The organism is Vibrio sp. ArtGut-C1, from assembly GCF_002105475.1.
Taxonomy (GTDB): domain Bacteria; phylum Pseudomonadota; class Gammaproteobacteria; order Enterobacterales; family Vibrionaceae; genus Vibrio; species Vibrio diabolicus.
The window spans coordinates 111,334-133,775 of the sequence record NZ_NCTH01000007.1; the positions used below are offsets into that span (position 1 = coordinate 111,334).

22 protein-coding genes and 1 pseudogene are annotated in these 22,442 nt (G+C 44.8%); 14 read left to right on the plus strand and 9 right to left on the minus strand.

All coding sequences use genetic code 11. The annotated features are described in order from the left end of the window. Positions 1 to 3: 3 nt before the first annotated feature. A complete protein-coding gene (locus B7360_RS08390) occupies positions 4 to 1,161 on the minus strand; it encodes an efflux RND transporter periplasmic adaptor subunit (RefSeq protein WP_085343282.1) in 1,158 nt (385 codons plus the stop codon). 518 nt (positions 1,162 to 1,679) lie between these two features. Here B7360_RS08390 and B7360_RS08395 point away from each other — a divergent pair. Continuing rightward, positions 1,680 to 3,197: a phospholipase D family protein gene (locus B7360_RS08395; protein WP_085343283.1), complete on the plus strand. Its 1,518-nt coding sequence runs from the start codon at positions 1,680 to 1,682 to the stop codon at positions 3,195 to 3,197. Between the two features lie 89 nt (positions 3,198 to 3,286). Beyond that, a complete protein-coding gene (locus tag B7360_RS08400; RefSeq protein ID WP_085343284.1) occupies positions 3,287 to 3,874 on the plus strand; it encodes a bifunctional 2-polyprenyl-6-hydroxyphenol methylase/3-demethylubiquinol 3-O-methyltransferase UbiG in 588 nt (195 codons plus the stop codon). 50 nt (positions 3,875 to 3,924) lie between these two features. Here the strand turns inward: B7360_RS08400 and B7360_RS08405 are convergent. Next, positions 3,925 to 4,394: pseudogene (locus B7360_RS08405) on the minus strand (ASCH domain-containing protein). Positions 4,395 to 4,594: 200 nt separating this feature from the next. On the opposite strand from B7360_RS08405, the gene B7360_RS08410 reads away from it, so the two are divergent. Both B7360_RS08410 and B7360_RS08415 read left to right on the plus strand, forming a co-directional pair. Continuing rightward, on the plus strand, positions 4,595 to 5,440 hold the full coding sequence (locus B7360_RS08410) for a tetratricopeptide repeat protein (RefSeq protein ID WP_005392681.1): 846 nt from the start codon (positions 4,595 to 4,597) through the stop codon (positions 5,438 to 5,440). A gap of 13 nt (positions 5,441 to 5,453) precedes the next feature. Beyond that, positions 5,454 to 5,849, plus strand: coding sequence for a DUF2391 family protein (locus tag B7360_RS08415; protein WP_005373896.1), 396 nt, complete (start codon positions 5,454 to 5,456; stop codon positions 5,847 to 5,849). A gap of 9 nt (positions 5,850 to 5,858) precedes the next feature. On the opposite strand, the gene soxR is transcribed toward B7360_RS08415, so the two are convergent. Further along, positions 5,859 to 6,290, minus strand: coding sequence for a redox-sensitive transcriptional activator SoxR (gene soxR / locus B7360_RS08420; RefSeq protein WP_005392679.1), 432 nt, complete (start codon positions 6,288 to 6,290; stop codon positions 5,859 to 5,861). Between the two features lie 200 nt (positions 6,291 to 6,490). On the opposite strand from soxR, the gene B7360_RS08425 reads away from it, so the two are divergent. The 5 genes from B7360_RS08425 to fusA all read left to right on the plus strand — a co-directional run bounded on the left by B7360_RS08425 (position 6,491) and on the right by fusA (position 13,202). After that, positions 6,491 to 7,699 carry an MFS transporter gene (locus B7360_RS08425; protein ID WP_085343338.1) on the plus strand — a complete coding sequence of 403 codons (1,209 nt, stop codon included), beginning with the start codon at positions 6,491 to 6,493 and terminating at the stop codon, positions 7,697 to 7,699. A 154-nt stretch (positions 7,700 to 7,853) separates the two neighbouring features. Next, a complete protein-coding gene (locus B7360_RS08430; RefSeq protein ID WP_085343285.1) occupies positions 7,854 to 8,735 on the plus strand; it encodes a LysR family transcriptional regulator in 882 nt (293 codons plus the stop codon). Positions 8,736 to 8,836: 101 nt separating this feature from the next. Further along, positions 8,837 to 9,841 (plus strand): N-acetyltransferase DgcN, encoded by a 1,005-nt coding sequence (gene dgcN, locus B7360_RS08435; RefSeq protein WP_085343339.1) that lies wholly within the window; start codon positions 8,837 to 8,839, stop codon positions 9,839 to 9,841. 50 nt (positions 9,842 to 9,891) lie between these two features. Continuing rightward, the gene (dgcA, locus tag B7360_RS08440) at positions 9,892 to 10,884 is read left to right on the plus strand and encodes an N-acetyl-D-Glu racemase DgcA (protein ID WP_085343286.1); all 993 of its coding nucleotides are present in this window, start codon (positions 9,892 to 9,894) and stop codon (positions 10,882 to 10,884) included. Positions 10,885 to 11,177: 293 nt separating this feature from the next. Beyond that, positions 11,178 to 13,202: an elongation factor G gene (gene fusA, locus B7360_RS08450; protein WP_085343287.1), complete on the plus strand. Its 2,025-nt coding sequence runs from the start codon at positions 11,178 to 11,180 to the stop codon at positions 13,200 to 13,202. A gap of 71 nt (positions 13,203 to 13,273) precedes the next feature. Here the strand turns inward: fusA and B7360_RS08455 are convergent, their stop codons facing one another. Continuing rightward, positions 13,274 to 13,468, minus strand: coding sequence for a hypothetical protein (locus B7360_RS08455; protein WP_085343288.1), 195 nt, complete (start codon positions 13,466 to 13,468; stop codon positions 13,274 to 13,276). 210 nt (positions 13,469 to 13,678) lie between these two features. On the opposite strand from B7360_RS08455, the gene B7360_RS08460 reads away from it, so the two are divergent. Then, positions 13,679 to 14,473, plus strand: a complete 795-nt coding sequence (locus B7360_RS08460; RefSeq protein WP_085343289.1) for a phosphotransferase — start codon at positions 13,679 to 13,681, stop codon at positions 14,471 to 14,473. On the opposite strand, the gene nqrM is transcribed toward B7360_RS08460, so the two are convergent. Genes nqrM through B7360_RS08475 form a run of 3 tightly spaced genes read right to left on the minus strand, consistent with a single transcriptional unit; the run spans position 14,451 to position 15,464 of the window. Continuing rightward, positions 14,451 to 14,660 (minus strand): (Na+)-NQR maturation NqrM, encoded by a 210-nt coding sequence (gene nqrM, locus B7360_RS08465; RefSeq protein WP_085343290.1) that lies wholly within the window; start codon positions 14,658 to 14,660, stop codon positions 14,451 to 14,453. The two genes, B7360_RS08460 and nqrM, sit on opposite strands and share 23 nt — an antisense overlap. A gap of 1 nt (position 14,661) precedes the next feature. Continuing rightward, complete coding sequence (locus B7360_RS08470; RefSeq protein ID WP_048624742.1) at positions 14,662 to 15,177, minus strand: NifB/NifX family molybdenum-iron cluster-binding protein; 516 nt, start codon at positions 15,175 to 15,177, stop codon at positions 14,662 to 14,664. Beyond that, positions 15,174 to 15,464, minus strand: coding sequence for a DUF134 domain-containing protein (locus B7360_RS08475; protein WP_005392669.1), 291 nt, complete (start codon positions 15,462 to 15,464; stop codon positions 15,174 to 15,176). The genes B7360_RS08470 and B7360_RS08475 overlap by 4 nt, the downstream gene beginning before the upstream one ends. Positions 15,465 to 15,966: 502 nt before the next feature. On the opposite strand from B7360_RS08475, the gene B7360_RS08480 reads away from it, so the two are divergent. From B7360_RS08480 to ompV, 4 genes are all read left to right on the plus strand, one after another. Continuing rightward, positions 15,967 to 16,866, plus strand: a complete 900-nt coding sequence (locus tag B7360_RS08480; RefSeq protein WP_046873819.1) for a proline/glycine betaine ABC transporter permease — start codon at positions 15,967 to 15,969, stop codon at positions 16,864 to 16,866. Then, a complete protein-coding gene (locus B7360_RS08485; RefSeq protein WP_085343291.1) occupies positions 16,859 to 18,088 on the plus strand; it encodes a glycine betaine/L-proline ABC transporter ATP-binding protein in 1,230 nt (409 codons plus the stop codon). Before B7360_RS08480 ends, B7360_RS08485 begins: the two co-directional genes overlap by 8 nt. Before the next feature lie 252 nt (positions 18,089 to 18,340). Then, entirely contained in the window at positions 18,341 to 18,877 is a 537-nt protein-coding gene (locus B7360_RS08490; protein ID WP_046873821.1) for a copper resistance protein NlpE, read from the plus strand. Between the two features lie 219 nt (positions 18,878 to 19,096). Then, the gene (ompV, locus tag B7360_RS08495; protein WP_074189814.1) at positions 19,097 to 19,873 is read left to right on the plus strand and encodes an outer membrane protein OmpV; all 777 of its coding nucleotides are present in this window, start codon (positions 19,097 to 19,099) and stop codon (positions 19,871 to 19,873) included. A 75-nt stretch (positions 19,874 to 19,948) separates the two neighbouring features. Here the strand turns inward: ompV and B7360_RS08500 are convergent, their stop codons facing one another. Together B7360_RS08500 and B7360_RS08505 are read right to left on the minus strand one after the other, a co-directional pair. After that, positions 19,949 to 21,616, minus strand: coding sequence for an ABC transporter substrate-binding protein (locus B7360_RS08500; RefSeq protein ID WP_085343292.1), 1,668 nt, complete (start codon positions 21,614 to 21,616; stop codon positions 19,949 to 19,951). 160 nt (positions 21,617 to 21,776) lie between these two features. Continuing rightward, positions 21,777 to 22,391, minus strand: a complete 615-nt coding sequence (locus B7360_RS08505) for an outer membrane beta-barrel protein (RefSeq protein WP_005373936.1) — start codon at positions 22,389 to 22,391, stop codon at positions 21,777 to 21,779. Positions 22,392 to 22,442: the final 51 nt, after the last annotated feature.

The following is a 22,442-nucleotide window of genomic DNA, read 5'->3' on the forward strand; positions in this document are numbered from 1 at the left end:
TACTTACTGTACGACGGTTTCGGAGTCGTCACTCTTTTTTGCGATTTGTACCGCCATGCCTTTTTGAGGGTACTCCGGCAAGGTAAGTACCAACTTATCACTTTGCTCTAAGCCTTCCCCCACGAGTAAAAACTCACCTTCTGCTCTCAAGACCGTTACCGTCCGAGGTTGAAGTTGATTCTCACCATTCACTACCCATACCGTGCGATTTTTGACTAATTCCTGTGGCAGGCGATAGATATGCTTTAGCTCCTTACCTGTGAAGCTCACTTCAACGTAGGAGCCAAATTTAATTGGAGGCTGCTGATTATCAATACCATATGGGTCAGCGATTTGAATGACCATGTTAATCATTCGGGTAGCGCTATCAATCATGCCTAAATCACGAACAACTCGACCTTCTCTAGTGGTAGAAAATACACCTTGCTGCGTCACTTTCGCAGTGAGCTCATCAATGGATTCGGGTAAAAATGCACTATCAAAACCGGCGATTGGTACGTGCACCTCCGCCACTTCAATGTTGTTTAGCGTGGCAACTCGAGAGCCAGATGTGACAAATTGACCAACACCAATATCACGCTCAACAACCAGCGCATCGTAAGGTGCAACGACTTTGCAATTTTCTAAATCTCTTTTTGCTCGTTTGAGTGCCGCTTGAGCCGACTTCACTTGCGCTTGCGCGCTCAAAACGTGAGGCTTACGTAAATACAGGTCTGTCACTTGCTTATCGCTCAGTCTCTTAGCCTGGCGTTTTGCCACTTCCGCTTTGGCTTGCTCCTCAATCAAGCTCGCACGTGCGCTAGCTAAATTGGCCTCGGCTTGCAAAACCGACGCTTCGTAGTTGTCACTTTCAATCGTGAACAGCACTTCTCCTCGTTTCACGATCCCACCCGTTACAAAATTAGGGTGCCAACTTATCACTTCACCACTGACTTGCGCGGAAAGATGTGTTTTTTCAAAAGGGACTAACTCACCATGGCTGGTTATCACCACTTTATGATCGGTAGGAAAAAGAGAAGAGGCCTGAACGGTAGGCTCTGTAATGGCATCTTTGGTTGACTCTTTTTCCGGAGCTGTCGCAGCGATTGCGGCATATCCTGCATAAGATCCACCAACGACAACGAAAGGTAAAAGCCAACGTAATACGGGTTTTGCTAACATCGAAAATCCTTTTTTATTGTTGTTTTCATCACCATGCTTTTATTAAATCTTTGACTCCCTGTAAGCATGATGGTGAGGGAATTACATTTGAATAGACGTCAAAGCAGCGCGTACCTTGCTTTTTCGGTTGCTAACTACAGAGTTATTGCCAATTCAAAGTTAATAAAATTAACAAAAAATTAACTAACTTCGCAAGTTGCCCTGACTTAACTATTCTTTTAAATAGCAAGGGACGTGCCAGGCATTTATTCATTAAAATTCAAATAGTTATTATTACTCAACTATTTTAACCAGTGTGCTATTGGTCATAATCACCAGATATTAGTGATTATGACCAATTCAGACACAATCATAATTAAAATAAATGATTATCTGCGTTCAAAAAGGTGAACTTAATCCCGAGAACATGACAATTCATTGATTAATAGCCCGTTATCCAACCTTGTTGGATGCACGCTGCGGCAACTTAGGTCTATAATTTCTGATAAGTAACACTCTGTAAGACAAGGAAATGTACTTTGTTACATACACTCGCTAAGCTGCTCTTCCCTTCTTTATTCACAATTTTATCGGCATGTTCATCCGTGTCATTGAACGATCCCAGTGAAAAATCCACTAGCTTCCAACTTGGGTATCAAGGTGACTCTGTGCTTGCACAGTACTTTGAAGCTTACGGGAAAGACCCAAAGTCAATCACTGGCTTTTCTCCTTTAAATCAAGGACACGATGCCCTTCTTGCTCGCACTTCTCTAATCGAGTCCGCACAAAAAAGCCTTGATCTTCAATACTATATTTACCGTGGTGACGAAACGAGTCAGCTAATAACGTGGCGCTTGTATGAAGCTGCAAAGCGTGGAGTCCGAGTAAGGCTGTTGCTTGACGATATGCAAAAGCGAAACGATGACGTGATGGCTGCCCTCAATGCACATCCTAATATCGAAATCCGCTTATTCAATCCGCATCAGTATCGCGACTCCCGCTGGTTCGCTCTTGCTAGCGATTTTGAACGTCTTAATCGTCGTATGCATAATAAGTCTCTGATTGCAGACAGTGTTTCTGCCATTGTCGGGGGTAGGAATATCGGCAATGAGTACTTTTCTTTTGAATCACAGGTCGAATTTGGTGATTTTGATCTACTGCTCTATGGTGAGGCGGTACAACAAACTGCAGATCAGTTCGACCTCTACTGGAATAGCGCCTATGCGATACCAATGGAATGGATAACACCGGACTCACAGCAAATTACCGACCTGGTGATTCAAAAGCAGGTCGACAAACTCCAGCTAGAGGAAAAGTTCTCAACCGGCCGTTATGACTTCACTAAACTGGATATGTACCAAGCTCTCAAACAAGGCAATCTCAAGCTCTACTGGGGAGAAGCAAAAGTATGGTTTGACTTACCCGATAAAGTTGCGACCCGAGAGAGCCAACTTATTGATAATTTAACGGAGCTGGTTAAAAGTGTTGAACATTCATTTGTTCTTATCTCCCCCTATTTCGTCCCAACCGAAGTCGGCACACAAGCATTGAGTAACGCGGCCAAGCGAGGCGTTGATATCACGATAGTGACCAATAGTCTCGCCTCTAACGACGTGTTTGCCGTGCATGGTTGGTACGCAAAATATCGAACAGACCTACTCGAAGCTGGGGTCAAGCTATGGGAAGTAAAAGCGAGCGCGAAACTCAAAAGCAAGTGGAGCCTAACGGGGAGCAGCAGAGCAAGTTTACACGCAAAAGCAATGACGATTGATGACAAAACGCTGTTTGTTGGCTCGATGAACTGGGATCCACGTTCAGCCGCTTTGAATACCGAAATGGCCGTTGTTATCGAACAGCCAGAATATGTGCAAATGTTTCTAGAACAACTGCCGAATCAATTGTCGAATAACGCCTATGCCTTAACTCTGCGCGACGGAGACATTGTCTGGACTGACATAAAAACAGGCAAAGAATATGATTCTGAACCAGAGGCTGGAGTATGGCGAAAAATGGGCGCTTGGTTCTCCGGCATATTGCCAATTGAAGATCAGCTATAACAATTGCCAATGTTTCAAAACCTCCCCGATAAAGCAATACAAGAATGGACACTAGATTTGGGGAAACACAATAAATACAAGGAAGTTCAATGTCAGCACAATGGAACGAGTACTATCAGAAAATTTTAAACCAACCTCACCGCCCAAACGTGGAAAATGCCGTAAACCTACTGAAACTCGAGAGCAAAGTCGCTCTTGATATTGGCTGCGGAATAGGTCGAGACAGTCATTTCCTCCTCGAACAGGGGTTTAACGTTCACGCATTTGATAGCCATGAAGATGCAGTAAAAACTTGTTTAACACGCTTTGAAGACCATAAGCGTTTCTCAATTTCACAGTGCTGTTTTACTGAGTTTGACTACCCTCAATGCAGCCTAGTTATCGCGAATGCCAGTTTGTTCTTTTGCCCGGACGAAAGCTTTGAGCAAGTTTGGACCAAAATAGACAGTGCCTTACAACCTGGCGGTATCTTTTGCGGTGATTTCTTAGGAGTAAAAGACTCCTGGGTTGCATCAGAAATGCATCCGAACATTACCGCATTAACGAAAAAGGAAGTGGAAAGTTTATTCGCGGATTACGAACTCATTTCATTGAATGAAAGAGATGAAGACGGAACCACGGTAGTCGGAAGCCCAAAACACTGGCACATGTTTAGTGTAACCGCTCGCAAGCGCTAAAAGCGGTCTCTCAAGAAAGCAGCACTTCAAATCAGTGCTGCTATCAGCGATTAATTGACTGGATAAACCACTTCAAAACGCTCCAAAACTAGCGTACGTTTCTCATGCCAATCTATTTTCAACTCATCGCATTCAGCTTTAAAAAATGCAGTATGCGCGTCACGCCACCAGTTTAAGGTTCTATCACCTTCGCCTTCTGCGTAGGCAAACTCTGCGGTTACATCCTCATATTTGCATGTACTTACGTCAGTAATTCGTATCACACAAACGGGGTCACCGTTCCAATTCGTGACGACTTGTAAATGGCCGACTTGTGGCATGCTTTCGCCATGCTCTCGATACCAAAGCTCCATACTGCAAGAGGCGGTTTCTGTCCAATTCGAACCAAATCGGCGCATACATTGGCGTTGTATTCATCGGCACAATAATAGTCAGCACTAACTGATGGTACGGCAGCTCTTTGTTCTGGTGATAATAATTTTAGATACTGCTCTAAGTAATCCTTAGCTCGCGCGTCCATGCTCACTCCATTAATCATAAATTCGCAAGGAGGATAAAAGATATCACGGCAAATAACCACCAGGAACAAACTGAAAAACAACAAGAATATGACTTTCACGTAGACGACAATTATTTCTTTTGTAATAACTTTGCTAAACGTTTGTGCTATTTGCTATTGTTGCATGGTCTATCTGTACTCTTCTCGTGAAAGGACGTTTTATGCGCTTATTTATTGGTATTTTTTTCTCGCTGATACTTGCCTTGCCGACAATGGCATCGGACGAAAAGTATTCAGAATCGGATCTGTTAGATAGACCATTAATGGAACGCTATATTTTAGATGAGCTAAAAGCACTGCGTCAGGACTATCAGAGCCTAGAAAAACGAATGATCACAGAGATCACCGACCGCGAGTTGACGGTTGCGGATAAATCGTTGAACTATGCCAACGTGACCGTAACCTACTTCTTCTACATCATCGCAGGTGTCGCATCGCTGATCGCCTTTGTAGGCTGGCAATCTCTGCGTGAGTTTAAACACAACACCAAAGAGATGGCGGATAAACGATTAGAAAAGATCGCCCAAGAATACGAGAAGAAATTTGTCGCACTGGAGCGAGATTTAAAACGCAAAACTCGAATTATCAGTGAAAACAATAAAGAAATTGAGAAAATCAACGAGATCCATAACTTATGGTTGCGTGCGCAAAGCTCACAAACACCAGAGCAACGTATTGAAATCTATGATGAGATCTTGCTGATTCGCCCAGGTGATTTAGAAGCGTTGACTTACAAAGCAGACGCCGCGATGGAAATCAACGAATACCACTGGGCACTGAGCATCTGTAACCGCGTACTTGAAGTCGATTACACCAATGGTCCGGCACTGTATCAACGTGCTTGTGCATACTCTCGTCTTGGCATTGAAGAGCAAGCCATTGAAGACTTGGAACGCGCTATTGAATACAGCCCATCTATTCGTGACTTGCTTGCCGAAGAGCGAGACCTCGAATTGCTGCATGGTAACGAGCGCTTTGAAAAGCTCTTACACCTAGCAAACGAATAATGGAATGAGCAGCATGAGTAGTCACTTTAACTTAGAAGACGCCAGCCAAGTGTTGGTTGGCGCTTTTGCCCTCGCCGTACCCATCTCTTTTTCTGAAGAGGCGTGGCGACTAGGTGAAAGCTTGCCAATGGCAAACCTGCTCATGCTGTTAAGCCTTTCTGTCATTTTCCTCAGTTTTTTCGCCTATCAAAGCGTGTTCCAAAGCCACATCAAAAATCGCGTATCCATTTTTATTTTTCGTGTGGTTATCGCGTACCTCATTGCGGCCGTTGTGGTGGCGTTAGTTCTTTTCTGTCTTGATAAGCTGCCACTAATGAATGAGCCTTTGGTTGCGATAAAACGGGTCATCGTCATCACAATGCCGGCGTCAATGGGTGCAATTGTGGTGGACAGTTTCGACAAAGAATAGGTATAACATCTACTCTTCTAACGTTAAGTTAGAACCCGAGTGGTCTTTGCCTAACACATCTTCTGGGTTTCGCAGTGCGCAGGTTTCTAACGACAAACACCCGCAGCCAATGCATCCGCCCAAATCGTTTTGCAGGGCTTTGAGCTTTTGAATTTTTTGCTCCAACTGTTCATGCCAATGGCTCGCCATGACTTCCCATTGCTGTTTGTTTGGCGCTTGATGTTTCGGCAGCTCATCTAGCGCATGTTTGATTTCTTCTAACGACAACCCCACTTGCTGCGCCGCTTTAATCACCGCAACACGGCGCAACACACTGCGATGGTAGCGGCGCTGATTACCTTGATTTCTCCAGCTCGAAATCAGTCCTTTTTGCTCGTAAAAATGTAGGGCAGATACTTTCACTCCAGAACGTTTTGCCACTTCTCCTACGCTGATTTCCATCCTTGACTCCCTGTGTATCAATTTTGTTAAAAAATGCTTTACCTCAAGTTTACTTGAGGTTTTAAAGTTGCACCATCTTAATTAACGCTAAACCCAGATGGTCTCGAAATAATGCGTTCGGAATGAACAAGTTGGTCGACAAACATAGCACCGTTATAAGTCAACGTTTTGAAATCCAAAGGGAACTTGAGGCAAACATAATGAAAAATAAAACTCAGCCGTACTTAGCAGGCCGCTTCTTCGACAGTATCTCCTCTGGCTTATTCATGATGGCGCTGCCATGGGTCATGCTTTCCGAACCTAACATGGGTACATTCGTCGCTTTAGTTTCTCTGAGCTGCACCGCGATTTCTTTTCTGGCAACGCCTTTCTTTTCCACTTTAGTTGACCGACATTCACGCAAAGTACTACTCGTGCTCAATCAATGGATTCAATCGGGCATGGCTTTGGTGGTGTTCATTGCTTATTGGTTGGGTTTTGAGTCCCACTGGCTGCTGGCTTTTGCGCAATTGGTGTACTGGGTTTCGAGTAACTTTGCATGGACGACCAACAACGCCTTCACCCAAGAAAATTATCAGCATCACGAATACGCAAAAATTTCGGGTCAGCAAGAAATTGTAATGCAATCCACAACCCTCGGAGCTGGCGCGTTGGGTATTGTTTTGCTTGAAATGTGGGGCATGAAAGAGTTTGCTTTGTTTGCGGCCAGCGCATCCGCTTTGGCGGCGATGTTTTATATTCTGACGCCGTATACCCAACAATTGAGGGCATCAAAGTCCGTTGCTTTCATCGCACAGCTCAAAGAGAGCAAACAAATATTCCGTCTCGAACCCCGCTTTTATGGCTTTATTCTGCTCTCTTGCCTCTCTTATCCTGCATTGACGTATTTGAGCAAATTGGTGCCGATTTGGTTTTCTGAACAAGGCATCTCTGGCGATTGGTTTGCAGGGTTCAACATCAGTTTTGGTCTCGGCTCGTTACTAACAGGTTTCATTGTCACCAAAGTGCTAAGCCGTGCTCCCCATAGCCACATTATGTTTGCTTCGATGGTCATGGTATCTCTAGCGTTTATCGGAATGAGTTTTGCGATGACCCCTCTAATCATCTTGTTGTTTACGGCGCTGTTTGGCGTATTTAACGCGCTAAATCGCATTGCGAGAGTCAACTGGATGCATCACACCGTAGCGGTTCATCAACGAGGTCGCGTCGATGGCGGTATCAGCATGTTTTCCACCACCATTCAATCTCTCAGTTATGTATTAATCGCGATGTTGAGTCATTACGAGCTAACACAATACGGTTTTGCAATCGCAGCTGTTGTCATGGTATTAGCAGTGGTATTGATGGGATTACTCAGCCGAGACGTTGAGCCGTTTAACGATCTGCCCCTTCATGCAGCAGCAAAGTGAAGCATAGAAATTGAGAAGTTGAGAAATTGAAAAAGCGAGATAAGAAGGCAACCAACATCGTCTTACTATTTTTTACGCCAGCACTTTTGCCTCTATCGCTCATCAGCAAGGTTGGGTATTCTGAGGCGACCAACATGAGCAGAAGGAATTCGCAGTGAACTTAAGACAATTGGAAGTCTTTTACGCCATTATGCAAGCAGGAACGGTGTCTGGTGCTGCTCGCTTACTGCACGTTTCCCAACCTAATGTCACTCGAGTTCTCGCCCATACAGAACAACAACTGAGCTTCGCTTTATTTGAGCGTGTAAAGGGACGTCTCGTTCCCACTCAAGAAGCCAAAGCCTTATTGCCAGAGGCAGAAAAGGTCTATCAACAACTCGGACAATTTCGCTCTCTGACCAACAAAGTCAAACAGGGAACTCAACATTTACGAGTCGGTGCCCCGCCTGTTTTGGCTGCGCACTTGTTAGCGCCGACTGTCGCGTTGTTGTCGAAAGAGCACGGCATCTCCTTTGAGCTCTTAACGGCCAATCGCGATGAGCTGTGCTCCGGGTTGCTGAAACATGAATTGGATGTCGCCATCGCGTTCGGTGAAGAAACACCACCAGCGATCATGGGGCACGTGTTATTGAAAGAAAACTTAGCACTGATCGCTCCTAAAAGCGCAGCGATACCCGCAGAAAAAGTCGTTATTTTAGAAGAACTCATCAGTCACGATTTACCCATTATCGGTTTAGATAGCCGAGACCCTCTGGGCTTATTGCTGCATCAAACCTTGTCGGCGCGTGACGAGCATTATCAACATGCCATCACCGTACGCAGCTACTCCGCGGCGGCTGAACTGGTGAAACACCAAGCAGGGTTCGCCATTGTAGACCCATGGACTGCAAAACAATATCGCCAAGATGATGCCGTTTCCGTGCATGCTTTGGAGCCAAACATGTCCTTCTCTGTCTCTATTTTATTCGCAGAGCACACACCTCAATCCATTGCGACAAAGCAATTTATCACCGCCCTAAAACAACAGATGGTTTAAAGGTATAACCTGAAGTTATACCTGCCTAACAAATAAGCATTCGGTTTCCTAAATCAGTCTGGCTACATTAATGAGCAATAACGATGACGAAGGGAACCATCATGCAAATTGCTCAACCTTACCTACTCTTTCTTGGCGATGTAACCGATCCACTCGCAGCAAAAACTGCGCGTGGCATTTACCAATGGCGACCTGAGATTTGTCTTGGCCAAATCCGCCTGACGCCAGAAACCGTATCACTTGGTTTAACCGACATGACACTACAACAAGCGCAGCAGCAAGGAGCAAAAACGCTGGTGCTTGGCACAGCAAACCCGGGAGGCGTCATTCCCGAAACTTGGCAAGCTACCTTACTTGAAGCGGCAGAAATGGGATTTGAAATTGCATCGGGCATGCACCAACGTTTGGCGGAATTTGCTCCTCTTGCCGATCTAGAACAACGCGGATTAACCAAACTGTATGATGTTCGCCATTATGATGCCCCGCTCAAGGTCGGCAATGGCAAAGCTCGCGCAGGCAAGCGAGTACTTACTGTAGGAACAGATTGCTCCGTTGGCAAAATGTACTCTGCCCTCGCCATTGAACACACATTAAAGCGTAAAAACTGTCGCGCAGAGTTCAAAGCAACGGGTCAAACTGGAATTCTCATCGCAGGCAGTGGCATTTCGATTGATGCCGTAGTTGCCGATTTTATCTCCGGCGCAGTAGAAGCGATCAGCCCCGACTTCACCGACCACGATTGGGACATCATCGAAGGGCAAGGTTCGTTATTTAACCCTTCGTTTGCTGGCGTAAGTTTGGGCTTACTTCACGGCGCACAAGCGGACGCTCTGGTACTGTGCCATGAGATTGGTCGCCCGCACATCCGCAACTTACCACATGCGAGCTTGCCAACCATTGAACAAACGATAGAAGCGAATCTGGCCGCTGCCCGCCTAACAAATCCAAAAGCTCAATTAGTGGGTATTTGCTTAAATACTTCGGCGATCAGCGAAGAAGATGCTGCCCAGTTATGCCAGGATTGGAGCGACAAATATCAGGTGCCCGTCACCGACCCTGTGCGTTTTGGCGTTGATGCGGTTGCAGATAGGCTCCTTACGATTTAGGAAACATTTACGGTTTAGAAAATAACTGCGGTTTAGGGAAAACTAGTGAGATGAAAATTCATGTAGAACCCGTCACGATTGCTATGGCGACACCATTTCGCATCTCTCGCGGCAGTCGGACAGAGTGCCACGTAGTCCGCGTGACAATTGAACATCTGGGCATGATCGCACAAGGAGAATGCACGCCATACCCTCGTTATGGTGAATCGTTTGAATCGGTAATTAAGGCGATTTCTCACGCCGCGCATGAACTGCAAAGTTTGTATGCCAAAGGCGAAGCTGATGTCATGGCTCTCAAAAGCCAGCTTCAATCATTATTGCCCGCAGGAGCGGCAAGAAATGCGTTGGATTGCGCGCTTTGGCATCTTCTTGCGCTTTTGAACCACAAGCAGCAGGTTCACGACCTCTTTACGCTACCTGAGGCGATTGTGACAGCGATGACGATTTCTATCGACACGCCGCAAGCGATGGCAAAACAGGCGCAAGCTTACCTTAGCCAAGGCGCAAAACTGCTTAAGGTAAAACTGGATGGTGAAAACGTGATTGAGCGCGTTGCAGCAGTACGCGATGCCGCACCGCACGCACAAATTGTCTTAGATGCGAATGAAGCGTGGCAAAACCTCGACCTCGCGACGGTATTTGATCAACTCGAACCGTTTAATATCACCATGATCGAGCAACCGTTGCCACAAGACTGCGACGACGCACTCGCCAGCATTTCGCACCCCATTCCACTTTGCGCCGATGAAAGTTGTCACACCAGAGAGCAATTACATCAGCTGGTTGGCAAATATGAAATGGTGAACATTAAGCTAGATAAAACGGGCGGGCTCACAGAAGCACTATTACTAGCCGACGATGCAAAAGAACTCGGTTTTAGCCTCATGTCCGGTTGTATGTTGGGGACTTCGCTGGCGATGCGTGCTGCGTTACCCATTGCTGCTCAGGCGAGCGTTGTCGATCTTGATGGCCCGGTGTTGCTCGGACAAGATATAACGCCGAGCTTAGTTTATCGCGACGGCGAAATCGTTCTTTCCAAATAGCCTAAACAATCCAGAGGTTTTGCTCCAAAAGTCAGAACCTCTGAGTTTATGATCTCGATAAAAAAACAATCAGCCCCATCATGAAATAAGTCACATAAATTATACGGTTATTACGGCATGCTAAGATTACAGTAGTCCAATAAGGTGGTCTTATGCATCGAGTCATCCGGAAAATGACATGGAAGACGAATAGGCGGTAATCCCGCCCTACTCCAATGCAGTGCGTGGGTTTCTCTAACAACCCACTTCCTAGCAATTCGTAGGTTTTTCACGCCATCTTGCAAGGAGGCTCTATGCCTATAAACAAAATACGCAATATCGCTTTCGTCGGCCAAACCGGGACCGGTAAAACCACGCTGATAGAAAAACTGCTCTTCACCTGCGATGCCACTCACCATTTAGGCAGCGTAGAAAAAGGCGATACCGTTACCGACTTCGACCCTCAATCCATCCAATATCAACACAGCATTGAAGCAACGCCAGTCGCACTGCGCTGGAATAAACATCGGCTCAATATCATCGACACTCCGGGACAAAACGAGTTACTTGGCCGTACGATCAGCGTCTTTCCTGCCGTTGAAACATCCGCCCTTGTCATCGACCCTCAAACCCCACTAAACCAAACTTCCGATCGCTTATTCACCTTTGCTAAAGAGCAGCAAAAATGTCAGATGATCATCATCAATAAGCTCGATAACCACGGTAGTCAGTTAGAAAGATTGATGGAGAACATCGTTGAGCATTTTGGGAACCACTGCTTGCCGATCAACTTACCTTCGGCTGACGGGGAATCTGTAGTTGACTGCTATTTCGAACCAGAATTGGGACGAGAAACCTTACTTGCGACGGTAGATGAAGCTCATGAGACCTTGATTGACCAAGTTATCGAAGTCGATGAAGAACTGATGGAACTGTATCTGGAACAAGGCTCCGAACTCACCGCAGAGCAACTGCATGATCCGTTTGAAGAAGCACTGAGAACTGGACATGTGATTCCGGTCTGTTTTGTCTCAGCACAAACCGGCGCGGGCATCGAGCTTCTGCTTCGTACCTTGGCGGAGATCATGCCCATGCCAAACGAAGGTAACCCTCCTCTATTGGAAAAGAACGGCAAAAAAATCAAAGTAAATTGCGAAACTTTAGAGCACACCGTCGCACACGTGTACAAAGTCAGCGTCGACCCATATATGGGAAAACTTGCCTACTTACGTGTGTATCAGGGTGAAATCAATGCGGGCAGCCAGCTTTATATTGGCGAAAGCAACAAGGCATTTAAAGTTGGGCACTTATATCAACTGCAGGGCAAAGATAGAACCGAGATCCCTCGTGCGCTTGCGGGCGACTTCTGCGTTTTAGCCAAAGTGGATGATCTCGAATTCGATTCAATCGTTCATGACTCTCACGAAGAAGATGGTGTTCAACTCAAAACGTTGGATCTTCCTGACTCCATGTATTCTTTGTGCTTGAAGCCTCTTAAGCGTGGAGATGAGCAAAAATTAGGAGATGTGCTGAATAAAATTGCCAGTGAAGATCCTTCGCTGCGCATCGAACATCGTGCTCGCACCAACGAAACCATCATCAGCGGCCAAGGGGAGTTTCACCTCAAAGTCGCATTAGAAAAGATGGCGAACGTGTACAAACTGGACGTCGAAACCTGCCAACCAAGCGTCGAATACTTTGAAACCATCACCAAACCTGCCGAAGGGCATTATCGACACAAAAAACAAAGTGGCGGTGCAGGCCAGTTTGGTGAAGTGCAATTGAAGGTTCGTCCACTCGAACGTGGCGCGGGATTTAAGTTCATCAACAAAGTGGTGGGTGGCGCTATTCCAACCGCGCTCATTCCTGCTGTTGAAAAAGGTATTTTGCAAGCGTTAGAGGAAGGCGCGATTTCTGGCAACCCAATTAAGGATGTGGAAGTCACCGTTTATGACGGTAAATATCACTCCGTCGATTCGAAAGAAATTGCATTTGTCATCGCAGGTAAGAAAGCCTTTTTAGATGCGATTAACAACGCTGATCCTATTGTGTTAGAGCCAATTGTCCAAATGGAGTTACACGTCCCAACCACAAACGTCGGTGACGTGTCTGGGGATTTGTCAGGTAATCGAGGATTAATAGAAGGCACTGAACCGATCGATGGCCAATTCACGTTGTTGAAAGCTAAGTCACCAGTAAATGAGCTGCAAGATTACGCTCGTCGATTACGCTCCATCACTGGTGGTGAAGGCAGCTTTAGTATGACCTTAAGCCATTACGAGCCTGCGCCACCAGCAGTGCAAAAACAAGTCTGCCAAGGCAGTGCTCAACAAGGTTAATTCCCTACGATTCAAATCAATCAAATAAAAAAGCGCCCTCAAAATGAGGGCGCTTTTAGGTAAATTAAAATTTATTTATCGAGAGACAAACCGATCTGACTGATTTTATTTTCAAACTCTTCGATGCTGTTCGCTTTGTAAGTCGGAGCACCGTTAAAGTAGCGCGGTTTCTCTGGCAGCATCGCATTTTTCAGCTCTTGTTCTTGACCGACATTGTCATGATAAACCGTTACACGATTTGGAATATCCTGCTTTATTACAGCCATATTGGTTCTCCTTGTTTAAATCGAATATTAAGCGTAGAACGTGGTTAACGATGCGTAAAAGCCACTGTGTAAAATTTAGACACCAGCGACAATTTTATACTCAAACCATTGCATTATTTTGTTTCAATGTTCTCTTTAAGTATTCTTGGAGCACACACCTTTCGCGTTTAAGGTAAGTGAAGGTTCCACCATCAAAAGACAGGATGTCTCATGTCAAGGCAAGAGCTTAACCAGATGGGCAGTGCCAAAGTTTATCTGGTAGAAAAACACGGCATTTCATTCATTGAAAAGCAGCAGGTAGAACAGGTTGAGGTCGCTTTTTATCAACACCAGGCTAAACCATTCAATGAACTTGGCATTCTTGTACCTGAGCTCATTGATTACGATCACCAACAAAATACGTTACGAATCGAGTATATCCCGCACTCTTTCAATCAAGAATTCCTGCTTGAAGAGCCGCGCGTGATAGAACAACTAGCTAAAATACATAGACTATCTCCGACATCAAATGGTGTTTATCATCCTCATCAGTGGGCACAACCAGCCACTTCCCAAGCTTTAAGCACGCTCAAACTAGACGCAAAAACAGAGCGGTTCTTTTATCAGCTACAAGAGCAATCCGGCCCGCTTTTCAACGCCAAAAATTTGATCTCTGGAGACACCAATGCCGGGAACTGGGGGCGACGAGATAATGGCGATTTGGTGCTGTTCGACTGGGAACGTTTTTCGACAGGGCATATCGCGATAGATTTAGCGCCACTAGTCAAAGGCATGGGCACACTCGAAGATTATCTTGGTGTGGCGCATACCTATACCAAGACGGCAAAGCAAGGCGATGTGAGTAATTTAGCAAGAACGATTGCAATAGCTAAAACGTGGATGGTGGTAGAAGTGGTGAACATACTGGTCTCGAGACAGAACCCGCAGACCAGTAAATACATTGACTGGTTTAAACACACCTTACCGAAATGGGCAAAAGATCTTAGCGCTCAGATGACGAGTTAGGTTCGGATATTTGATACAAACGTTTTTCAGGCTCTGCACAAGAGGTTTCACAATTGCACACCTTATCAACACCGACATTATTCAATCCGCCACAACTCCCTTGAATACGCTTGTTGTGGAAAATGACGCCAAGCGACATCAACAAAATGATTGCGAGAAAACCAAGAAAGGTAAATAACCAAACCATATTAACCTGCCTTATTAGCCATCGTCTTTAGCCTAAGTATAGCAGGGCGAGATGTCACTTTAAGTAGCCCTGCTGGTGCTTTCGGTCTTGCCAGCAAGGAGGGTTTGGATTTTTTGCCACCACAACCACAGGAACCGCAACCGCCTTTTGGCTTGTGAGCATTTTTCTTATGATTGTTTGAGGGACGACCTTGAGACGGCTCAATGAGAGGCTCTCTTGGAACCGCAAGTACATCTTCCAATGAGCTACGGGTAGAAAGCCTGAATACTTGCGTGCCACTACGAAGTAATTTGGCTAGTGCGCGTTCACCGATATTTCGTACAAGTACAGCATCCACATTGTACTCTTGCAGAGACTGAATTAACTGAGACTTCGCATTGCAACCTGCTTGTGGCATCGAAGCAATGTTCGCTAAGTTTTTCAGCATACCGTCAGTATCAGAATAAATAGCAATATATGGTGCTTTAACAAAGTGGTTTGCCACCCGCTCACCATCATTAGGAATAGCATAAATCATAAGTTTGACTCCTCATCCGGAAAAACTAATGCATGACCTTCAACTAAACTTTTTGCGACTTTCAATCTTGCACTTTTTACTGTGTTACCAAAAGTTTGTCTAGAGACGCCCATCTGTTCAGCAGCTTGCTGCTGGCTAAGACCCTCTAAATCGGCCAAACGCAGTGCTTCTAGCTCTTCTGGTAATATGGCGACTTGCTCCAACTGATGAAATGGCACGCCATTGGGTTTGAAACAATGGTGTGCAGCACGTCCGCATATTCGTCTTTCTATCTTTGGTCTTGCCATCATTATCCCTCGAAAACACAGGGTCAAATTACGCCTTAAACTGGCATATGCCAATAACATTTTTAGCATATGCCAATAAACTAAGTTTGCAAAAATCGACACGATAAATACGTAAGACATCAGGATTAATTAGACATCTAAGAATTGACAAACTTTGGTGACAAACGAGCAAAAAGATCAATTCTAATTATCTAGATAATAAAAACGTTAGTTTGCGCAGACTTTTCATACAAATACGCGCTAATGTATTCATTTTATTGGAGAAGAAAAACTATAATCCGATCAAATCATTCATTTGAACACTAATGATTATTTTATTAAAAGAGTGTCTCCCTAAGTAACTATAAAGTGCAGGTCGACTGCATTGAAATGAGCCTAAAGGGTAAAACAATAGATGGAGGACCTATCGAACCACCAATCATTACTTGGTCTACGATCCCAGCCATTCTTGCTGAATCACGTCTCTTGAGGCCACCTAGATATATCAGAAAAGGAAGTAAATATGTCTGACTCGAATTGGCTCAGCGAATTCCCAGAAATGGATCGCTCTGATCTTAGAGCGATTCGCAAAACACTCGATGGCGCCTACCGAGATTTCTCTCGTGAATATGGTGAACTTATCGAGTCTCTCTTTGATCCGCTCCTTTCATTTCTTGTCTGGTTTGAAAAACTGCTTATTTCAACACCTTGGGTCGTTGTTTTAGGCGTCTGCACCGCCCTCGTTTATGCCGCTAGTCGCTCTTGGAAACTGGCTATCGCATGTTTTGGCTCACTTATCCTGATTGGCTACTTCGGCATGTGGGAAGACACAATGCGCACGCTCAGTATTATCACGGTGTGTACCATGCTGGCAATCACACTCGGGATCCCTATCGGCATCGCCATGGCGCGCTCTAATCGTATTCAGTCAGTTGTGACACCATTACTCGACGTCATGCAGACCATGCCGGCATTTGTGTACCTCATCCCAGTTGTGATGTTACTCGGGATCGGGAAAATTCCTGGCCTCATCGCAGTAGTGATCTACGCGATTCCACCTGTTATTCGTTTAACTAATTTGGGGATTCGTTTGGTAGATAAAGAAGTGTTGGAAGCCGCAACCGCATTTGGTGCCAGCAGTAAACAGCGGCTTTTTGGGGTCCAACTTCCGCTCGCAATGCCAACCATCATGGCGGGAATCAACCAAACGATCATGATGGCACTGTCGATGGTCGTCATCGCATCGATGATTGGGGTAAAAGGTTTGGGCCAGCCCGTTCTTAAGTCGATTACCAATCAATATTTCACTCTTGGTCTTTTAAATGGTCTAGCCATTGTCGCCCTAGCGATTCTTTTCGACCGCGCTTCACAAGCGTATGCGAAACGCACTCAAGCCCATCTAGGAGATTTAAAGCATGACTAGTCCACTTATCGAAATCAGCGGTCTGTATAAAATCTTCGGACCCAAACCCAACAGCGTGATTGAGCGCGTCAAGTTGGGACATAGTAAAGAACACGTGTTAGCGGAAACGGGCCACACGGTCGGGCTAAAAGACATCAACCTCCAAATTAAAAAGGGCGAGATTTTCGTCATCATGGGTTTATCCGGTTCAGGAAAGTCCACCATGATTCGCCACTTCAATCGCCTAATCGATCCAACCATGGGACAGATTTTGGTGGAAGGGGTAGATGTCATGCAGCTTTCTAACAAGGAGTTAGAGCAGTTTCGTCGTCATAAGATGTCGATGGTGTTTCAACGTTTTGGCTTATTGCCCCATCGCACTGTTATCGACAACATCGCTTACGGTTTGGAAATTCAAGGAATAAGTAAAGAAGCGCGCTTATCAAAAGCAAACGAATGGTTGGATACCGTTGGATTAACGGGTTATGAGAACCAATACCCAGCTCAGCTATCAGGTGGTCAGCAGCAACGCGTAGGCCTCGCGCGAGCATTGGCAACCAACGCCGAAATACTGTTAATGGACGAGGCATTCTCAGCGTTGGACCCACTGATTCGGAGCGAAATGCAGGATCAGCTGGTAGAGCTGCAACAGAAGCTGCACAAAACCATTATTTTCATTACTCATGATCTAGATGAAGCACTGCGCCTTGGCGATCGCATTGCGATCCTTAAAGACGGTGAGCTTGTGCAACAAGGTTCACCAGACGAAATATTGCTGCATCCTGCCGATGAGTACGTTGAAGCCTTTGTAAAAGACGTCAATAGAGCGCGAGCATTGACGGTTGAGACTGTGATGCAGCCACCTTCATATCGCATTGCCGCTAAAACCATTGAAGAAGCGCTCAGTGAGATGAAACGTGTTAAACGTAATTATGCTTATCATGTGACCGATGCAGGCTATCAAGGCGTGATAACGCAACAAGGGTTACTAGACGCGACTAAGTTAGCTCAACCCCCAAGCTGGGATGATGATATCTATGAAGAAGTGCCTATCATCTCTCCCCATTCAGCCATTGAGCAAATATTGACTGAAACCATGTCGTGCGAATACTCACTGCCCGTTGTCGATGAGCATGGTCATTTGAAAGGTGAACTAGAGCATCGTACTGTTGCTGATCTATTCGCTTATGAAGACAGCACAAAACGAAGCACCTCACGTTCAAACATCGATAAGGCCTCTTAACTGATTTAATAAAACAGCTCACAGCAATGTAGGCTGTTTTCACTATCTCTGCCCCCCTCTAGATATTTATTTGTAGACTCAAGCTTGATATCCCAATCAACATTTACATTGTTCTGATTTTCCTGACAATTTCATGCTCATATTCGGTTTTATTGACATAGATAGATCATTCTATTGCTTTTTGATGACGCAAATACCTGATAAATGTCTACTATTACTCTCATACAAAATCTTGATTTAAAGAGGGATAAAATGAAAAAAACAATGTTGGCACTAACAGGCGCGGTAATCATTCTTGCAGGCTGTCAAGATGAGAAACCTGCCGAAACAAGCGCAGTTGAAGTACCTCAAGCGACGGAAACTGAAGTCACTACTAGCGCAGAAGTTACTACAGAGACAATTGACACGCTGCCAGTAGCAGAAGAACAAGTCATCACTGAAGAAACATTTGTAGACTCTGAGCATAACGCACAAAATGCCCTGGACTGGAACGGCACATATAAAGGTACGCTTCCATGTGCGGATTGTTCAGGTATCGACATGACCATCACACTAAATCAAGATGGCACTTACGTACTTGAAGAAAGCTACCAAGACAAAGAAGACGGTCAGTCAAAGTCTGAAGGCCAATTCACTTGGGATGCAAACGGCAGCATCGTAACGTTGACAAACGAAGATGCGCCAAACCAATACTTTGTTGGTGAAAATGTACTTATGAAGCTAGACATGAATGGCGAAAAAGTAACAGGTGACCTAGCACCGTTATACAATTTAACGAAACAACAATAAGTCAATATCGATACCTGATAAATAATCTAAATCCGAGCTACCCCAGCTCGGATTTTTTCTTTCCATCGACGGCGGTTGTCTTTCTTACCTTCCTTCTCCGATCTTACATTCCGCTTCTTATCCTGATGGTTCATTACATTTCCATACGCTTTGCTGATAGAGGCTTACAACTTCATTTTGTACAGTGTTCAAAACAAATCAGAACAACTCGGAAAAATGATGAAAAAGACATTAATTGCACTACTAACTCTGACTGCTGCTGGTTCAGCGGTTGCTGGTGATACTTATATTCGTAACGGTAACATCTACAACAATGAAGGTGGCTGGAACGCGGAAGTCGGAGTGGCTCATGGCAGCGATCTTTTCAAAGATCAAAAATACAATACAGCTCCAATTCTAAATGGCGGTTACCATGGTGACGACTTTAACGCCGATCTAAGTGGCATTAACTACCGCTTCTTCGGTAACACCAATGAATTAATCAACATGAGTGCTTACCTTGTTGGCAGTGGTGTCATGCGTGACGGTGATATTGCAAAGAGCCTGAAAGGCACGGATAAACGTCGCTTTGCTGTCGATTTAGGTTTGAACACTGACTTTACGTTAGATCAACACAATGTGATTTCAACATACCTTCAGCATGATATCAGTGGTGCTTACAAAGGTTACTTAGCGGGCGCGACTTACTTCCACATTATGAACTTCGGTAGTGTTGATTTTGTTCCTTTTGCTAACCTAACTTATCAAAGTGAAGACTACGTAGATTACTACTTTGGCGTAAAACAACGCGAAGCAAATGCAAACCGCAAAGCGTACAAAGGTGATTCAACAGTAAGCTATGGTTTAGGCTACAAGCTAGTCATGCCAATCAACGATAACTGGCAAGTGAGCCAAATGACACAATACGCTCGCCTAGGCAGCGGTATCAGCGATTCCTCGATTGTTGATAGTGCAAACCAATGGGTTGTTGGCGCGAGTGTGTCGTACAACTTCTAACTCTACATTCCACATAAAGCCATCATTGCGATGGCTTTATGTATTCATACTCTGTGCTCACCGTGTCGAAATATGCTAGTTAAAGTGAGCTATCCAGAGACGATGCAAATCGCTATAACCCGTATTTTTCACCTGAACACCGCGCACTTGCTGTGTTTTTGTCACCTCTTCATAGCCAACAAATAAAGGCAAATAAAGATACTGCTCTCGTAACGCTTTTTCTACGCCTAAAAGAGATTGTAAAGATTGAGCATTTGCCATGGCTTCGCGAAGGTTTTCTCGATGGATCAACATCTGGCTTTGATCAAAACTAAAACGCAAACCTGTTGCTATCGATAGCCATTCAAATATGCCATACTCAAACGGCGCTTCCATGACTTCTTCAATTAGGAGCAAGTCCGCTCGATGTGATACGACTTCAGGAAAACTAATGTCATCAATAATGACGATCTCTAGCTCTAGTCCCGTCGCCCTAATCACTCGGTGCAACCACTCAGAGTGACGAATTAAACTTGGTATCGTCCAGACTGGCTCAGCTAGCGCTACTTTACCTTGTAGCTTAGGCGTCACAATAGCCTCTGCTATTAGTAAATCTTGCCCTTGAGTCACTAACTGAATGCTGTCAACGGCACTTTGCGCCTCATAGATTCTCTTTTGCGCATTGATGTAATCGGCAAGTTGATGCCAGTCTTCTTTTGCGAGATTAGAGTCCGCGCGCTCCCGATAGGTCAAATATGAAAATGCGCTGATTTTTTCCACTTCAACGTGATCAGAAGTTTGGTTAAAACTCAACATATTCAAGGTCTTAACATTACCATGAGACAGCGTAATTTGGTCTAACAATGCGCGCGCTGAAAAATATTCTTTGTGTGCTTGAAGAAGCATACTCTCTTGGTTCCAACCACTGATTTTAAATGGTCCGGTGCCTATGTGGTAAGAATAACCAGAACCGAAAGAAACAACATCTCGACAAAGAATAGAAGCGTGAGGAGTGGCTAGCATGTATGGAAAAAACATGTTCGGATGTTTCAATGTAATTTTTAAGCAGCTCGATGTTTCGGCAATCACACTGTCAATACACTGCCAGAGCTCGTGTACTGGTCCTTTTATTTCCTTAAGTCTTTCGATGCTCCAAACAACATCTTGTATGCTGAGAAGTTCGCCATCGTGACGATATATTCCAGGCCTCAACCATAACGTCATCACATTGCCTTCCATTTTCCACTCATGTGCTAGCGAAGGCTCAATGCCACCATTGGAATTTTGAGTCAGCAAAACATCATAAACACTTTTCGCCACATGCAGTTCAGTATGACGATAAGTATTCGCAGGATCGACCTTAGACACCCAAGGGTAAGAGGAGATCAAAATAGCGTTATTTGACTCATTCAACTGGTTCACTTTTTCAGAGGCAATCGTCAGCGCCCTGACAGCACTTTGGCCGAACCAATCGATAAGTTTTGTTATCGAGTTCATTCTTCCCCGACCAAGCTCCTCAACCAAAAATTCGGTCATCGCTTGTTGAAGGGAAATAGTAATATTCAGACGACTAGCGTTACTTCTGCCAATTGCAGGTTTCCAATCTACCCAACCGTAAGAGGCAAGCTTTTTCATCACAATAGAAACATTGCGCCTTGACGTACAAATTACCACTTCAAGCTCAGACAGCGTAACGAAGTGATATTGATGAGGTTCAAAGTGCTTTAACAGTAGATCCAGATACCTAAGATTGACATCGTTCACAAAGATTCCTAAGAGTTATTCCAAAGCAAAAAAATAGCACAGGACGCTTAGCAACTAAACTTCCTGTGCTATATCTAAACATATTCAAAGCTTGGACTCAGCTCGACCAACAGAAGTCAAAAACGTGTACTAAGCCAAGAGGTAACTTGAATAAGTATTCTTAGAAACGGTAGCTCATACCTACAGAGAACACATTGATGTCTGCATCAACCGTTACTTTTTCATTGCCAAATTTCGCAATGTCTAGCTCAGGCATCATGTATTCCCATTCAACTTGCAGAGCAAAGTTTTCAGTAATAGCGAACTCTGCACCTAAACCGTACATGCCTGTTACAGTGCTGTCAGAAATGGTGGTATGGCCTGCGCTACCGTCAATCACAGAGTTGCTAATTTTGAATTCAGCATTGAAGTAAGAAAGACCAGCTTTAGCAAAAAGGTTGAAACGATCACCAATAGGTAGAGTCGCTTTTGGTTGAATCGATAAATACTTCATATCACCAACAGTAACAACTTTGCCGTCTAAAGCATCGTAGCCACCAATGGCTGCTTCTAGAGAAATGTATTCGTTGAATTTGTAACCACCGAATACTTTGCCTGAAAGGCTTGAGTCATCTTCAAGTTTAAGTTTAGTGCTAGCGTTAGTACCACCACCATTGATAGAGCCATTAACATCACCAAACGATGCTTGACCTACCGATGCACCAACGTAAGGAGCTGCGTTTGCAACAGAACATGTTGCTAGAAGGGCTGTCATTAGCCATGTTTTTTTAAACATTGTATTTCACTGCCTGTTAATTATTGAGGTTGTGTTTTGCCCATCCTTAAG

Coding starts and splice junctions, on each gene's coding strand:
- B7360_RS08400 (WP_085343284.1), top strand. CDS start 3,287: ATGTCAGCACAATGGAACGAGTACTATCAGAAAATTTTAAACCAACCT.
- B7360_RS08460 (WP_085343289.1), top strand. CDS start 13,679: ATGTCAAGGCAAGAGCTTAACCAGATGGGCAGTGCCAAAGTTTATCTG.
- B7360_RS08505 (WP_005373936.1), bottom strand. CDS start 22,391: ATGTTTAAAAAAACATGGCTAATGACAGCCCTTCTAGCAACATGTTCT.
- B7360_RS08410 (WP_005392681.1), top strand. CDS start 4,595: ATGCGCTTATTTATTGGTATTTTTTTCTCGCTGATACTTGCCTTGCCG.
- soxR (WP_005392679.1), bottom strand. CDS start 6,290: ATGGAAATCAGCGTAGGAGAAGTGGCAAAACGTTCTGGAGTGAAAGTA.
- ompV (WP_074189814.1), top strand. CDS start 19,097: ATGAAAAAGACATTAATTGCACTACTAACTCTGACTGCTGCTGGTTCA.
- B7360_RS08455 (WP_085343288.1), bottom strand. CDS start 13,468: ATGGCTGTAATAAAGCAGGATATTCCAAATCGTGTAACGGTTTATCAT.
- dgcA (WP_085343286.1), top strand. CDS start 9,892: ATGAAAATTCATGTAGAACCCGTCACGATTGCTATGGCGACACCATTT.
- B7360_RS08390 (WP_085343282.1), bottom strand. CDS start 1,161: ATGTTAGCAAAACCCGTATTACGTTGGCTTTTACCTTTCGTTGTCGTT.
- B7360_RS08475 (WP_005392669.1), bottom strand. CDS start 15,464: ATGGCAAGACCAAAGATAGAAAGACGAATATGCGGACGTGCTGCACAC.
- fusA (WP_085343287.1), top strand. CDS start 11,178: ATGCCTATAAACAAAATACGCAATATCGCTTTCGTCGGCCAAACCGGG.
- B7360_RS08480 (WP_046873819.1), top strand. CDS start 15,967: ATGTCTGACTCGAATTGGCTCAGCGAATTCCCAGAAATGGATCGCTCT.
- B7360_RS08425 (WP_085343338.1), top strand. CDS start 6,491: ATGAAAAATAAAACTCAGCCGTACTTAGCAGGCCGCTTCTTCGACAGT.
- B7360_RS08485 (WP_085343291.1), top strand. CDS start 16,859: ATGACTAGTCCACTTATCGAAATCAGCGGTCTGTATAAAATCTTCGGA.
- nqrM (WP_085343290.1), bottom strand. CDS start 14,660: ATGGTTTGGTTATTTACCTTTCTTGGTTTTCTCGCAATCATTTTGTTG.
- dgcN (WP_085343339.1), top strand. CDS start 8,837: ATGCAAATTGCTCAACCTTACCTACTCTTTCTTGGCGATGTAACCGAT.
- B7360_RS08415 (WP_005373896.1), top strand. CDS start 5,454: ATGAGTAGTCACTTTAACTTAGAAGACGCCAGCCAAGTGTTGGTTGGC.
- B7360_RS08490 (WP_046873821.1), top strand. CDS start 18,341: ATGAAAAAAACAATGTTGGCACTAACAGGCGCGGTAATCATTCTTGCA.
- B7360_RS08470 (WP_048624742.1), bottom strand. CDS start 15,177: ATGATTTATGCTATTCCTAATGATGGTGAGCGGGTGGCAAACCACTTT.